This window comes from Lentibacillus daqui (assembly GCF_027186265.1).
Taxonomy (GTDB): domain Bacteria; phylum Bacillota; class Bacilli; order Bacillales; family Amphibacillaceae; genus Lentibacillus_C; species Lentibacillus_C daqui.
In genome coordinates this window covers 716802-731208 of the sequence record NZ_CP114176.1, presented here as the reverse complement: position 1 = coordinate 731208, position 14407 = coordinate 716802, and the positions used below count along the sequence as shown (strand labels likewise).

General features: G+C 32.8%; 16 protein-coding genes. 4 read left to right on the top strand and 12 right to left on the bottom strand.

Translation table 11 applies throughout. The features are described from left to right. Window positions 1-51: 51 nt before the first annotated feature. Complete coding sequence (locus O2S85_RS03940; protein WP_269411412.1) at window positions 52-1260, top strand: YhgE/Pip domain-containing protein; 1209 nt, start codon at window positions 52-54, stop codon at window positions 1258-1260. Between the two features lie 265 nt (window positions 1261-1525). Here O2S85_RS03940 and O2S85_RS03935 read toward each other — a convergent pair whose 3' ends face one another. Then, window positions 1526-2149, bottom strand: a complete 624-nt coding sequence (locus tag O2S85_RS03935; RefSeq protein ID WP_269411411.1) for a TetR/AcrR family transcriptional regulator — start codon at window positions 2147-2149, stop codon at window positions 1526-1528. 189 nt (window positions 2150-2338) lie between these two features. On the opposite strand from O2S85_RS03935, the gene O2S85_RS03930 reads away from it, so the two are divergent. After that, entirely contained in the window at window positions 2339-3673 is a 1335-nt protein-coding gene (locus O2S85_RS03930; RefSeq protein WP_269411410.1) for an MATE family efflux transporter, read from the top strand. A 344-nt stretch (window positions 3674-4017) separates the two neighbouring features. Here the strand turns inward: O2S85_RS03930 and O2S85_RS03925 are convergent, their stop codons facing one another. Continuing rightward, window positions 4018-4329, bottom strand: a complete 312-nt coding sequence (locus O2S85_RS03925) for an MFS transporter (protein WP_269411409.1) — start codon at window positions 4327-4329, stop codon at window positions 4018-4020. A 200-nt stretch (window positions 4330-4529) separates the two neighbouring features. On the opposite strand from O2S85_RS03925, the gene O2S85_RS03920 reads away from it, so the two are divergent. Both O2S85_RS03920 and O2S85_RS03915 read left to right on the top strand, forming a co-directional pair. Beyond that, complete coding sequence (locus O2S85_RS03920) at window positions 4530-5099, top strand: bifunctional transcriptional activator/DNA repair enzyme AdaA (RefSeq protein ID WP_269411408.1); 570 nt, start codon at window positions 4530-4532, stop codon at window positions 5097-5099. Beyond that, a complete protein-coding gene (locus tag O2S85_RS03915) occupies window positions 5096-5623 on the top strand; it encodes a methylated-DNA--[protein]-cysteine S-methyltransferase (protein WP_269411407.1) in 528 nt (175 codons plus the stop codon). The genes O2S85_RS03920 and O2S85_RS03915 overlap by 4 nt, the downstream gene beginning before the upstream one ends. Before the next feature lie 112 nt (window positions 5624-5735). On the opposite strand, the gene O2S85_RS03910 is transcribed toward O2S85_RS03915, so the two are convergent. The 10 genes from O2S85_RS03910 to O2S85_RS03865 form a co-directional block, all read right to left on the bottom strand. Continuing rightward, the gene (locus tag O2S85_RS03910) at window positions 5736-6644 is read right to left on the bottom strand and encodes a DUF2268 domain-containing putative Zn-dependent protease (RefSeq protein WP_269412467.1); all 909 of its coding nucleotides are present in this window, start codon (window positions 6642-6644) and stop codon (window positions 5736-5738) included. A 5-nt stretch (window positions 6645-6649) separates the two neighbouring features. Next, on the bottom strand, window positions 6650-7006 hold the full coding sequence (locus tag O2S85_RS03905) for a MerR family transcriptional regulator (RefSeq protein WP_269412466.1): 357 nt from the start codon (window positions 7004-7006) through the stop codon (window positions 6650-6652). A 110-nt stretch (window positions 7007-7116) separates the two neighbouring features. Beyond that, window positions 7117-7638 (bottom strand): HXXEE domain-containing protein, encoded by a 522-nt coding sequence (locus O2S85_RS03900; RefSeq protein ID WP_269411406.1) that lies wholly within the window; start codon window positions 7636-7638, stop codon window positions 7117-7119. A gap of 127 nt (window positions 7639-7765) precedes the next feature. After that, a complete protein-coding gene (locus tag O2S85_RS03895; protein ID WP_269411405.1) occupies window positions 7766-8044 on the bottom strand; it encodes a hypothetical protein in 279 nt (92 codons plus the stop codon). Beyond that, the gene (locus O2S85_RS03890) at window positions 8025-8690 is read right to left on the bottom strand and encodes a YdeJ family lipoprotein (protein ID WP_269411404.1); all 666 of its coding nucleotides are present in this window, start codon (window positions 8688-8690) and stop codon (window positions 8025-8027) included. Before O2S85_RS03890 ends, O2S85_RS03895 begins: the two co-directional genes overlap by 20 nt. A gap of 168 nt (window positions 8691-8858) precedes the next feature. Next, window positions 8859-9641, bottom strand: a complete 783-nt coding sequence (locus O2S85_RS03885) for a CPBP family intramembrane glutamic endopeptidase (RefSeq protein ID WP_269411403.1) — start codon at window positions 9639-9641, stop codon at window positions 8859-8861. Between the two features lie 129 nt (window positions 9642-9770). Next, window positions 9771-10304, bottom strand: a complete 534-nt coding sequence (locus O2S85_RS03880; protein WP_269411402.1) for a hypothetical protein — start codon at window positions 10302-10304, stop codon at window positions 9771-9773. Window positions 10305-10863: 559 nt separating this feature from the next. Beyond that, window positions 10864-11952, bottom strand: coding sequence for a hypothetical protein (locus tag O2S85_RS03875; protein WP_269411401.1), 1089 nt, complete (start codon window positions 11950-11952; stop codon window positions 10864-10866). Window positions 11953-12502: 550 nt separating this feature from the next. After that, a complete protein-coding gene (locus tag O2S85_RS03870; protein WP_269411400.1) occupies window positions 12503-13489 on the bottom strand; it encodes a hypothetical protein in 987 nt (328 codons plus the stop codon). Then, complete coding sequence (locus O2S85_RS03865) at window positions 13476-14264, bottom strand: hypothetical protein (protein ID WP_269411399.1); 789 nt, start codon at window positions 14262-14264, stop codon at window positions 13476-13478. Before O2S85_RS03865 ends, O2S85_RS03870 begins: the two co-directional genes overlap by 14 nt. Between the last annotated feature and the right edge of the window lie 143 nt (window positions 14265-14407).

Below are 14407 nucleotides of genomic sequence, written 5' to 3'. Positions count from 1 at the left end.
TTTTTAAACAATATGAAAGTATGTACTTGCTTTCAATTAAGGAGGATTAATATGAGTGTATTAAAAAGTTTTTTTAAACAAAAAGAAACACTATTAGGTATTACCGCAGCAATTGCTTTTCAACTTATTTTTGTTATTGTCTGGTTGACTGGTTACGATGGTGTGTATGATCGGACAAATCAATTTTCCATTGGAATCGTAAATGATGATCAAGAGCTTGGAAAAGAAATTGTAACGGAAATAAAAGATAGAGATTTATTTCAAATAACAGAATATGAAAAATTAAATGAAGCAAAACAGAAGTTAGATGAGCGTAACGTGAACATGCTCATTCATCTTCCAGACAATATGATGGAACAACTTCAAAACAGTGAAACGGTAGCAATTGATTATTTTATTAACCAATCTGCCCCTACCTTAACAAAACAAATGATGGAAACAGCAGCTAATACGTTAAATAGTCAAGTCAATCGACAAGTTCGGGAAACCATAGATGCTCAAATAGCGGAGAATATTCCACAAAAGGTAGCAGCAGAAGCACCAAATGAAGAAATGGGAGCAGTTATCGAAGAAGTAGCCAGCCAAGTTGTAGATTTGGTACAAGAAAATACACAAGTGAACCCTATGAACGCAAATATAGAAAAAACAAATGAAAAAGAGGGATTTGCGATTACGATGGTTCCACTGTTAATTGTATTGGCGTCCTACATTAGTGCTATGTTGATTAGTCAGTATTTACAGCTTACAAATGGAAAGTTAACACAGGAGCATGGCCGGTTCTCCCTTTTCTTTGGCAGACAAATTATTAATATTCTATTAGCTATTGGCATTTCATTATTAACCGTTTGCCTCATGTATCTATTTAATATTGAACTGGATTATAACTTTATCACCTTATGGGGAATCCAAGCAATATTACTCTTTAGCTTTTTGGCCATCTCTCAACTTTTCGTTATGTTATTTGGAAATCCTGGAATGATTTTTAACATTGCATTAACAGCAACTCAATTAGTTAGTTCAGGGGCTATTGTACCTCGTGAGTTATTGCCGTCTTTTTACAATGAACTTGGAAACTTTCTACCTGCGACGTATGGAGTGAACAGTTATTTCAGTTTGATTTTTGGCGGAGGAAATCTTGGTTCTGACTTAAAATATCTGGCCGTTATTATTGTTGTACTGTTAATAATAGCGCTTGCCGCACAAATTTTATTTTCTATATGGGATCGATTCAAAACAGAAAAAATATTAATGAATGATTAACTCTCCCCCTGCGGCTTTGAGCGTTTATATTTTTAGTTAGAACCTAATACGAATCACAATATATAAGAATAGAAACCTGGAACATTAATAAAACAAAGTTATATTGCTTTACAAGAATCACAGTCGGTTAAGAAGGTAAATTTAACATGGAAAAACCACCCTAAAGTCTCTTTTTTGAGTTGATGCTCACATATTTTATATTTTTATACTGTCTAAAAAAAGGTTGCATAAGTAATTGATATGCGACCTTTTTTACTATTCTGTTCTAAGTTAAATATTTTGCAAGAACGTCCACAGCAGCTTCAATGATATTATCTTTATCCAAGTTATCGTTTTCTTTATAAAGAATCCTGTCAATTACTGTGGAAATGAAGTCGACTACAATCGCAGATGTTGCCTCCATATCATAAACACTACTCTCAGATCGAGCGATAAAACTCATTGTCATTGTACGTATTCGCTCTGTTTGTGTATCCATGATACGTGCTACTTGTGGTTTTGAGTAGTACATGATGTTCATCTCTCTGTTCAATGTTTTCACAGATTCGTGTATATCAAGTAACTTGAGCATAAGATTTCTTAACCATTGCCTAATATCACGGGCATATAGCTCATAACTTAAATCCTCATCTTTTTCATGGAAAAATGAAAGAAACTTTTTATGGTAGTTATCCAATATACTAAGGAATATCGCATCTTTATCATTAAAATATGAGTATAAGCTCCCTATTGATACACCAGCAACTTTTGCTATTTCATTTGTCGTTGTGTCGTAATATCCTTTTTCACTGAATAATTTTAAGCCGGCTTTCAGTATTTTGTCCCGGTTTTGTATGCTTCTGTTTTGCTTGGGAACTCGACGTCTCGAAACATTTGAATTGCTTTCCAAATTATGATCATCCCTTTCTATTATAAGCTGTATTGTAAAGCTAATTCATTGGATTGTCAATATAAATACGAGTAATTACTCATATTTATATTGACAATCTAAACAGAGGGAGGTATACTTCAAAACACGAGTAATTACTCATGTTATATAATAAAATTAAGAGGTGATCTTATTAATAAGCTTGAAACTATGCCAGTACCAAAATTAATCAGGAACTTCTCCACACCTGCCATCCTTGCTTTATTAGTAAATTCAATCAATATGGCAATTGACCGCATTTTCATTGCTAAAGGCGTCGATACACTCGCAATCTCAGCTGTAACGGTGGCTTTTGGCTTGTACCTTGTTATGCAATCATTGGCACAGCTAATTGGGTCTGGAGCCGGTGCAAATCTTTCCATTGTACTGGGGAAAAACAATAATGAACGGGCAAAAAAAATTGTAGGTACATCGTTCGTTTTATCATTGGCGCTGTCATTATTAATTGCTGTGTTGGGGATAATGTTTCTTAAGCCTGTTCTTCACTTATATGGTGCTAATAGTGGGAATATTGATTATGCCGTTGAGTATTCAACCTATTTTCTGGTAGGATCCGTGTTCTTTGTTGTTTCACAATCAATGAATAGTATCATTCGTAGCATGGGTTTTGCCAAAAGAGCATTCATCAATTTTTTTGTTGCAATACTTGTTAATATCATTCTCGATCCTATCTTCATCTTTGTTTTAGATCTTGGCGTTGGTGGTGCTGCTCTTGCACTCGTAATTGGAAACCTTGTTAGTGTAACATTGACCTTGCAATTCCTATTTAAAAATAATACTGGTATTATGCTACATCACACATACATGCGCTTTTATCTAGACGAAATAAAGCAAATTCTACCTGTTGGATTTTCTGGCTTTATTGGACAAATATCTTTAAGCTTGGTCTCTTTAATATTCAATAGAGTAGCATACGAATATGGAGGAAACACAGGGCTTGCTGCTTATGGTGTGATATATACTATTGCTATGCTCGTATATATGCCAATCATAGGTCTCGGGCAAGGAATTCAGCCTATTATCGGATATAGCTATGGTCATACGGCAATAGATCGAGTAAAGGAAACGATGAAATATGCAATAAAGTACGTGTTGTTTTTTTGTATCATCATGTTCCTATTAATTGAAATTTTTAGCAGCTATATTGTTTCAGCATTTGGTGGAAGCACCGATTCTGAACTATTGAATACTGCAACCTTGGGTATGCGCATTTTCTGCTGCATGGTGCCAATTGTTGGTGTTCAAATGATTGGTGCTAATTTCTTTCAGTATATAGGAGACGCTCGGAAAGCAATTTTCCTCAGCTCATTAAGACAGCTAATACTGCTGATTCCGCTCGTTTATATTTTGCCAAAGTTCCTTGGATTGCTGGGAGTATGGTTGGCCACTCCTATTGCTGACCTAATATCATTTACAGTAGTTATATGGTATTTATGGGTTCAATACAGAATATTGACGTATTCTTTTATTAAAGATAGTTTTTAATTTTTATGAACAGCCTTCTCAATGTTAAAGAAGTATTATAGTTGCATGTAGGTTTTTCGTATAAAACGGTTGCTTTTGTTTGGGTAAACAAAATACTAAGAAATGACAAAATGGGTTAAAAGATTAATTTTGGAGAAAAGAGTTCAAAGTAGGTCTTAAATTCAATTCTTTTTGTTTCATAAAAATACTGTAATAACAGAGGAGTAATTCACTAAGAGTATTAGAAGTGAAAACGTTGATTTGACAGCATTTTGATGGTGCGTAAAAATGAATAGGTTCTCCGCCAAAATTCTACCATAGGAAGTGAAGAAAAAGGGATATTGTGTAAAAAGCAATATCCCTTTTTAAGGTTCCTGCATTTCTTCCGCCGGTTTATCTTCTTCCAATGGGCGTGCTCGATAAACGACAAATGACAATAACACTGTAACTATCGTAAAGATAAAGATAATAAAATAAACATGTTCTACCGCAACAACCATCGCCTCTGTCAAGGAAGCCTCTGACGCGGGAACTGCTACACCTTCTAGGTAACTTGCTTGTTTAGAATTCAAAAGGCTGATAAATACCGAGACACCGATTGCGCCACTTAACGGCTGTAATGTCGACATTACTGCTGTACCGTGCAGATATAAACGCTTAGGAAGCTTAATATGCATAAAACAATTTTTTCAGTATCAATAATTATACAACCATAGCATTGTAAAAATTGACATTACAGCAAAAAATATTCTTTCATACTCTTATTTCGAGATATGAATCATTTTTCATAAAAAGTTTTCATATCTTGCTATTTAAGCTGATATATGTTTTTCTTTTCAGTATTACGTGTACAATTTAAGTCAGAGGTGATGGCATCATGATGACAAAACCAACAGAAGAACAAAGAAAGGCTATTATCGAAAATGATAAGAGCTATGATGACCAATTCTTTTATGCTGTAAAAACCACTAAAATATTCTGCAGACCTTCTTGTAAATCGAGAGTACCAAATTTTGATAACGTCAGGATTTTCTTGACTGCAGAAAATGCTATAAAGGCAGGTTATAGACCTTGTAAACGATGCAAATCTGGTGGTGGCCGCTTACCTGATGAAGAATGGGTTGCACATGTTGAACTGTATATAAAGGAAAATTATACAAAACCCTTAACGCTGGACAAGATAGCAGATAATTGTCACGGTAGCCCCTATCACCTGCATCGTGTTTTTAAGAGTATAAGAGGAATAACACCATTAGAATATTTGCAACAGATCAGGATGTCCAAGGCGAAGGAATACTTATTGCACACGGAGTTTCCTATTCAAGAAATCGGTGAATTAGTCGGTATTGCCAATGCCTCACGCTTTTCAACACTGTTTAAAGAGAAAAACAAACAGACTCCGAGAGATTTTAGAAAAAAATATCAAAAGGAAGGTGTCAAAAAATGAAAAGTGAACAAAAACAAGCTGTTTATTACGGAGAAATGAATGATAAAAATGGGACAATCTATGTTGCAGCAACAGACAAAGGTCTATGCTACGTTGGCTCTCTAAATGAAGGGATAAACGAGTTGAAAAATTGGATAGATAAAAAACGATCAGGGACAACGCTCATCGAAAACGTCGAAAAGATCCGTCCATATATGGTTCAGCTGGAAGAATATTTAAAAGGAAAAAGAAAAAATTTTGATATTCCAATAGATGTGAAAGGTACCCCCTTTCAAGAAATGATATGGAATGAACTGCAAAGAATTCCGTATGGTGAAACGGCCTCCTATTCGGATATAGCCAATAACATTGGCACTCCAACCGCTGCACGAGCTGTTGGCACAGCTATTGGAGCGAATCCAGTTTTAATAGTAGTTCCATGTCACCGAGTAGTTGCGAAGAATGGAAATTTAACAGGTTTCCGTGGCGGTCTTCCTATGAAAGAAAAACTATTAATACTTGAAAACCCTAAGAAAAAATTTTAATAATTACACTCGGAAGAATGGAGCTTTTGATAAAGGTGAGAAATTGGAAAGAGGAAAATCAATCCATATGGATAGAAATTCCTGAATATTTTCATTTCAGGATAAATCTTGATTATTTGGAAAGAGAACCAAATGAATGAATTATTTCATCAGTGGAAGCCAAAGTTGCTTCATATATTGTCTTATTATACTTTTTCATATAGGACTGAACAGCCTTATATCCTACTGCATAACCGGCACAGAAAGGAAGCCCAACAGGTTGATACCCTTCTTGTTCCGCAATTTCATCACCAAACATATAACTGCTCACTTCGGCAAACCCTTTTACGTCAAGAGCTTCACCAATAATATCGGTTGAATACTCTAATTCTTCTTTATCCATGCTAGTAACCCAAGGTCCTAATTGTTCTGTTCCGTATAATTCTTTTGCAAATGACTCGGCTAAACCTTCTATAACAAGATAATCTCCTACTGTTACGTTACCATGGTCCCAATCAAAATAAGAAAAACGAATATTGTGATGAAATTCATGAGCAATAATTGCGGGAAGTTTCGGTAAATTATATTCATTTGGATAGATATTCACAGTAATAAACCCGGGAATACCTCCGAACCCCGTATATCCTTTCTGTAGCTTCAGTTTATCAGGATTTGCAACATACAATCCAAACTTTATTTCATCAGCATTTACTTTCAAACCTGACTTATTAGCGTTTTCTATACAGTTTTTGATGGTATTATCCGCTACTGTATAAGCGTTATTTTCTTTTAGGATTGATAACCCCTGTTTGATTTGTTTACTGTTGGAAATATCTGCATAACCAAGCATTTTTGTAGCCATTATAACATCATACCCATTTTCTTGTTTTGCTTTTATAGGAACATTGATTAAATTCCACATTTCCTTAAATGGCTCCATCATTGTATAACGAAAGTAATTTTTTCTTTTTTCCAAATCCGTAATCGCAAGTAATTCTTCGTATTGTTCCACTGTATCGATTACCTTATAAGTCATACCCATTTTAATCACCTTTTTAGCAAATATTTAACCTTATAATCTTGAAGCAACTTTATATTTTCCATAAGATTTTCCTCGGAGTCAGTTAGGTCTAAATGAAATAATATATTTTCTAAGTCAGCAATTATTTGTGTTAAGTCATTTTTAACTAATCCTAATGAAGGTTGTCGGTCTATTAAATCTTTAGGTTTATAATCTGTAATCTTCGCGGCAAGCATTTGTACAATTTTTTCTAAGTCAAATTTAGATAAAAATAACTGGCCGTTAGCATTCTTCCTTGCTTTTAATAAATCCAAATTAGAATAGTATCGTATAGAGCGTTCAGTAAGTCCAGTTCTTTTGCAAACGTCCCCCGTTGTAAACAGTGTAGTTCACCTCCATATTTCAAGACTAAGGTATTACGCTACGTTAGAGTCAAGTAAAATTATAACCGTTGTTTCCTACGTGTGTTTTATTTGACGCTTACATTGAAAAGTTAACTCCACTTCTCTCCAATTTTATGACTAAGGAGAAATATTGGTATAAGAAAGACCATTACAATTATTGAACCAACAATCGAGTTCAAGGATAACATATCAGTTTTATAGAAGTGATAGAAAAATAAACTGTAATAGGGAATAATCAGTAATAGTGATGTCAAAAATCCTGGAGTGTAGCACCTTAAGTACAAAGCCTGTAATGGATGGGTAAAAATGTTTAAAGCAAAAAGTAGGGTTACCCCCAAAAACAAATAATGATGTTGTGTATTTACAGCTATCAATATCAATGCAGAGACAAAGACGGAAAACACAAAAACAACGATAGAAAACTGTACGGATGTAATATCTTTATAATTCTTGAGTTCCTTTTGTGCAAATGAAGGTATCCTTTTACTAACCCGAGGATACGTTTTTTGAAACCATCTTTCAATCGTTATAATTTCCTCTAAATTGTGAAGCATAAATATGATTAGGAAAGACAAAACCCAAACATAAATATCCAATCTTTCACCTCCCATTCTACATTGATATTAATTTGGACATATTACTTTGTACTAAGCTACCCGTTAGCTTAAGTACAATCTTTCACAATCCCTTTATTTTTTTCAACATAAATATCCAATGTTCTTCAAAGGTATTATTCAATTATCTGGCCGTTTGCCGCACATTACTTCTTGGATAAGTAATGTCTTGCATTAATAAAAACCATGTTCCAAAAATAAATAAAAGAACTGTAACCGAACCCGCAATAGCTGAATACTTACCTTTCAAAATGTATTCGCTTGTCAAATTAACAAATACCATACCATTATCGCCATAACAATATACAAACCCTTTAAATACCTCATATTTCACCTCTTCACCAAGTCCCTTTTTATGTGCAACTAAATTTGTAGTAATTAATCTAATTTTTAATTTTTTCAATTAACTTTTTGACTTCCTCATCATTGCCTACATCGACTGATACTAACTTTGTGTTATTGATAATATTTTTATAAAAATCCTCCCCAGCGGGTTTTTTCCCATCCCAACGCAAAGGAACGTTATAAACATTAATCGTTCCATTTCCATTACTACTATAAGTTACCACGCCATCAACCAAACGGCTTCCTGTTAGTTGAATGACATCATTGGGATAGTTTACACTTGTTTTATCGTCAGGATTAAGAGGTGTACCAGATGGAATGTGGCGAACATTCAATTCCTCCACATCTTTCACTTCTCCAAGTTGCAACCAGACTCGCGCATATTCAATTTCTTGAGGGGAGTATCCAGACAATGCGTTGTTATTTTCGTTTTTAGGTGTATTATTTGTCTCCCCTTTTTCAGTTTTCTCAGAGGACGAATTGTTAGTTTCATTAGATTCTTTGGTGTTGTTAGTTCCATTTGTCGATGATTGGGTTTGCTTTTGTTCATCTTCTGTTTTGCCAGTTGGATTGTTTATATCCTTTTCCGTATCATCAGTTTCTTCTTCTGCATCAATAACTTCCTCTTGTAATTTGGAGTCGTTATTTGTGTCTTTTTGTTCAGAGACTTCATTGGTAGCTCCTTTACCATTACATCCAGCCATCAATAAAACCAGTAAAATTAGGAGGACGTTGAAATTAAAGAGCTTCGTTGAATTTCTCATTTTTATATTCCTTTCTCTTCTGTTGTCGTATTACACATATATATATATTAGAAAATGTGGCAATTTAATTTTACGCAATTATAATGTTGTTGTTTGTAAAATGAACATTTATGACTTATTTTTTCTTTTATCATATAATATTAAAATTGATAACGCCACGACACTAAATATTACAATAAACAGAAATGACAGGTATAGCGTCATGAAGCCTCCAAACGTTTCATCAAACTCTAGAAGTGCAACACCTGAGTCATATGTGCCTCCCATAGAAATATATCTTACCACTTCAAGATAAACAATATGAAAGATTATATTCATCCATAATGAGCCTGTATATGCTCTATAAAGTTGTAAAGCAATTCCAAAAGCAAAAAGTAATATAAAATAATCTATAGTTATTGCAAATGGCTTATCAAAGAATATAAAATCCATTGCCATCACTGTTGTCGGTAACGAAATAAAGATTAACGGTTGCAAAATTAACGAAATAAAAAAGCGGAATTTTTTTTGCAACTCTTCAAATATTAATCCACGGATAAAGACCTCTTCTGGAAATGCTTCATACATAAATGCCGTTACTGTATTGATTAAAATGGAAATCACAACACTTGTTGTCAAGTTTATACTGACATTTTCAATCCCGCCGAGTAAATAAGCCGTTAAAATACCTAATACAAGTAAAATAAAAGGCAACGCAATTCCAATAGCCAACTTAGATGACGAATTTACACCTTTCAAGCCAATTCTTTTAAACAACTCTGGACTTTTTCTCTTGAGTATATAAAGTACAATGAGCGTTAATCCAGTAAAAATAACTCCTTGTAGAAGCATGGCTATTTTTCGGTCCATACCATGAGTTTCTATCAAATATTGACCGAAATTATCTGTCACAAATAGAAATACCGATACTAGTAGAAAATACAAAAACAATCGACTAATTCTAAACTTCAATGAATCCAATCGGATGCTCCTTTATACTAAGACTTTAAAGTTATACATAAGTGCATAGTTGTTTCAGCATTAATCAAACAATATATTTTCAATAAATTCGGATTCATTCTTATAAGTTTTATACATAAAGTACATCAATATTGTAACTGCAAAAAGTACAGATGATTCATGAATATTGTCTTCGATGAGTATGGTTGTCTTAAACGTGAGCTCATTTGCTTTGATAGTAGCGATGTGAATTTGGTCTATTTTCACTTCTATATCACTGCTCCAATTTTCTTCAATACGTATGTCTTGTCCGTCGATATTTCCTACAACACAAAAGTAGAGTAGGCTATTCCCTGGCTTATCTTTTAAAAAATAGGTCTTCTCTTCTGTTTCAATGACATATGTAGCAACAAGTAAGCTTTTGATATTTCGTTTTTTAATGCCAATCTTGATAGTGGATCCGTTGTGAGCAATAAATGACACTGCATTTCCTTTTTCACATCCCGAAATATCTGCTTTTTCAATGGTTCCAATCCCCTCTTTCTCCTTATTTTCCACTTGGATAGCATTTCTTTTATTCATGTATAAAACATCATTGAATTGGTATTGTTTCAATTGTATCGCCCTTCTTTTATTGACTTATTCATGATTATACATTTTTTATATTTCTTAATCTTAATTTTTATAACGATTTAAGTGATATTAAGTTTCAACTATATAGTTGTTCTACAATTTACTCCGTTCATGTAATAAAAAATATTTTGAATTGAACTTTTAATCCTATTTTAACATACATTTAAATTAATTTTAATTCCACAAGATAATCCGGATACCAATAAAATATTCCCTGCCAAAATTTTTTGTTATTTCTCTGTCTACTACATAGGGAGCATATCATAAAATCTAGGCAGTTTTTTAGTGTTTTTTGTCCGTTATACCATTTAAAGAATACTATAAACTCAAAACGTTTGGGAGTATATAAACAAATAGACTGTATAGAAAAAATGTAATTACACTTAGTTAAATCCTTGTTAATTTCAGATGCTGATTTCCAAAACTCTACTATTCAAATTTAGTTAAATTCTATAAGATACTGCCGCTCTTACTGTGCAAACGTTCATTCATTTGGACGTCATTTTATGGGGAAATTAATTCTATAATTAACAAAGCAGTATTAATTAGAGTCTCTAATTTGTTTTAACTCTTTCAAAATGGAATACAAGATAGACTTTCTTTTATACCATGCAATAAGTCTTTTCATTCTTGATATTCGAGGATTATTAAGGTCAGGTTCGTTATCCATGACAACTTCTAACATCGAACTATTATTTAATATTAGATTTTCATATTCCTCCCCACCATAGAAAGAACACTGTTTTAATATTTGATAATCTACTTTAAATGTATTTTTCAATAGTTCTCGAAAAAGCGATTTTGCCTTTAATCTATTTTTTTCTATTTTCCTATTAATTACTAATCCCCCTATTATATAAGATATCGTGAGAGTTGTAATAACCAGGCTTATAATTGACGTTAATTGATTTGAAGCTTCTCGTTCAATAAAATAATTAATAATATCAATTAATTCTGTGTTTTCCACAATTATATTTCTTAGCGTATCTGACACTCCAGTTACTGTTTCTGCATCATTGCCAGTCAAAAAATAATTTTCCGTCCGAAGATACTTTAAAAAATAAAAAGAAATAACCTGAGTAAGAATAGTTGCTGAAATGGTTAAAAAGGAACTAATTAGCACTGTTTTACTGTTTAATTTCCTTAAAACATGCACCGGAAAAACGAATGCCAGTATTAAATACAGTGATAGTGTAATAAGTAGATAGCTCGTTAATCTAATAAAAATTGGTGCAAAACCAATGAATGGCTCAATAAAAACAAAATAAATAAATGCACTTAATCCAGGTATTAAAACGTAAATGGTCGTAGTGTATTTATAAACTATTCCAGCTAGTATTCCTCCATAAGCGATAACAATTGTGACAATGAATCCGATCAACATAATTAAATTCAAAATAGATGACGTATCAAAAACATATTGTAGTAGATAATACAATGAAATAAAATTAAAAATAAATATAACAAATGTCCCCATTGCTAAGTCTTGAAATAAACCATATGTATCTTTTCTTTTCCTTAAATCAATTGTCTTATTATCGTCTGTAATATAATAGTAATTTAAGTTTTTGTGTTTTTTCCGTTCAAGAAAGTAGTTCCTTATCTTGTTTTTAAATACTTTTCTGTCCACCAGGATTAACAATAAACTTATAAACAATATGTATATGGAAGTTAAAACGTATAATTTAAAGTAAAATAAAATCATTGCAATTATAATGAGAGTGTATCGATTAAACAGTAATGAATAGTTAATACGATTATTCGTATGTTTTATCATAAGTATTCTCCTTTTAATTATTATCTGAACATAATCAAAATAAGATCATTTGCTAATCAATAAAATTAAAGTAATACTATAATTAAGAGCCGAACTCCCTTAATCAAGATTTCGGCTCTTTTTTTACTATCTGTTCCCATTCAGTACTTCGTCAATACAATATAGTGCAATATCGTTGATATGAAAGGATTGAAGGTAATATCAAAAACAATAAAAGCATGTAAATTGATATAAAGTGTGCCACTACTGTGCCACAGAATTTAATAAATCATAAAGCTGGAATGAGAAATCATTCCGGCTTTTTCTATAGCTAAGAAAAATTTCCACAAATATATTATAAAAATGGAAATAGTAAACCTTCAAAGTTAACTGTTTATGAAAAAATCTTACAAATGTTTGTCCATTAAAATGTGTATATTTTTTTCTTTGTGTAGTAATATAAACTTTTTATCAGAGACAATGTCAGATGGATATATCCAACAGCTCCAGACATAGTAATATCCCAACGCTCCATGGTTTTGGCTTCCTTACTATGACCAGCCATATTACGAATATCTCCTAAGGCTTGAGCGGTATTATACTGTTTAGAATGGATTGAACTTAACAATTGACCACTATCATCGCGATGTGAGTACAAGTAATTTGCAATTTGATTGATTCCATGTTTTTTACTAACATCAAGGGTAGAATCACTTGCGACTCTACGAAGAATATCTTCTAAAGCTCTCCCAGCACATCCAATAGATGTTCGTGCGTCAGATTGGTGTTTTTTAAGGCTTGAAACCAATTCTTCAATTTCATCATGAGAAAGCCATGAATATATTTCTACAGATAATTGTTCTGTCAAATATAGCCTTATTGCGGCATCTCTCTCAACCTCTGCCCTTATGCTATCTATATCTACAAAATTGACAGGTTCAAAAGTATGCACGCAAGGGTGACCATTTTTATCTATCAAACCAACACCCTTGCCCCAAGATGAGAGAATTTTTCCAACAGTGCTTACAGATCGATTAAAACTGTAAAAAGAAGTCATTTTTCTTATGGCTAAGGAAATACTATCACCAGATGAAATATACTGCATAAAAACAACAAACGGTTCTAACTTTTGCAGCCAACTTTTAAAGACTTCTATCTTTAATTCTTCTGTAGGTGTATTCGAAAGAATATTAGCACATTCTGAAACTGCTAAATATTTATTATCTTCTTCTACAACAAGTTCTAAAGTTAAGGCTGCAATTAAGGCGTTTTTAACATAGCTTTTACTTTTTCCCGTATAACTGACCAGATTATCCAGAGTTGCCCCATCAATACAACGACAAACAATATCCATTAAAAATGTAACAGATACTATTTGACTTGGAAAACTATAGTCTCTAAATGTCTTCATCCAATTCTACATCCTTTAAAAGCTTGATAAAAGCCGCGATTTTCTTTAAATCCCAGTCGGTAAAATCTACCTTAATTTCTATAGTTGTTGGAAATGTTAGATTGGAAGGAGTCATTTTATATCCATTGTTCGTCTGAATAATCTGAGGTTGTAAGCTATTTTCCATCTGTTGTTTTTCCTGAAGATCATTTATTTGATTGTTCTCTACAGTGAAATTTTCGGAGACAACTTCATCATTGGATTCCTTTGCAGCATTGATTTTACTGACGTAGTTATCCCGCCAAATAAAACGCGTACTTTTTCCCTTACGACCGATGATATATTCCCCCAATCCAGCTAGCTGAAAAATAGAAAAACATACTGATGCGGCTTCATTACGATTGTTGGGAGAAGTGCCATAATCATTTTTTCCCCAATAGTTTTTAAGGAAATCTATTTCCGTTTCCTCAGGAGCACCATCCTGAATAACATATAATAGGAAATACTCATAGGGAGGATATTCCATAATCGCTTTTAGAAAAAGACTATTCCTCACTAATTCGTCAGACTCAAAAGCAATTGCTTTTCCTCTAGAAGTAAGGTTTAAACCAGAAATAATACCTAGTAATTCCAAAGTGTTTTGTGTGTTTTCTAATTTAGAGCCAGTATATGTAGCCTTAATTCCTTTTTCATCGCCCTGCTTATTCTTTATGGCATCAAGTAATTTAACTATGTTATCAGCCGTTGTCCCATAAGGAAGAGTATTATCAATTTTCTTTTCACTAGATTCAGTCATTTTGTTCAATCCTTTCTAAATTTAATCATCTGAATTGTTTACATATTCCATTGCTTCAATAGTATCAAATTCAAACTTGGTAGTCAAACTGAAACTTCGAATTATTTATGAAGGTTTCACTTGTGTTGTATTAAGTATTTTAA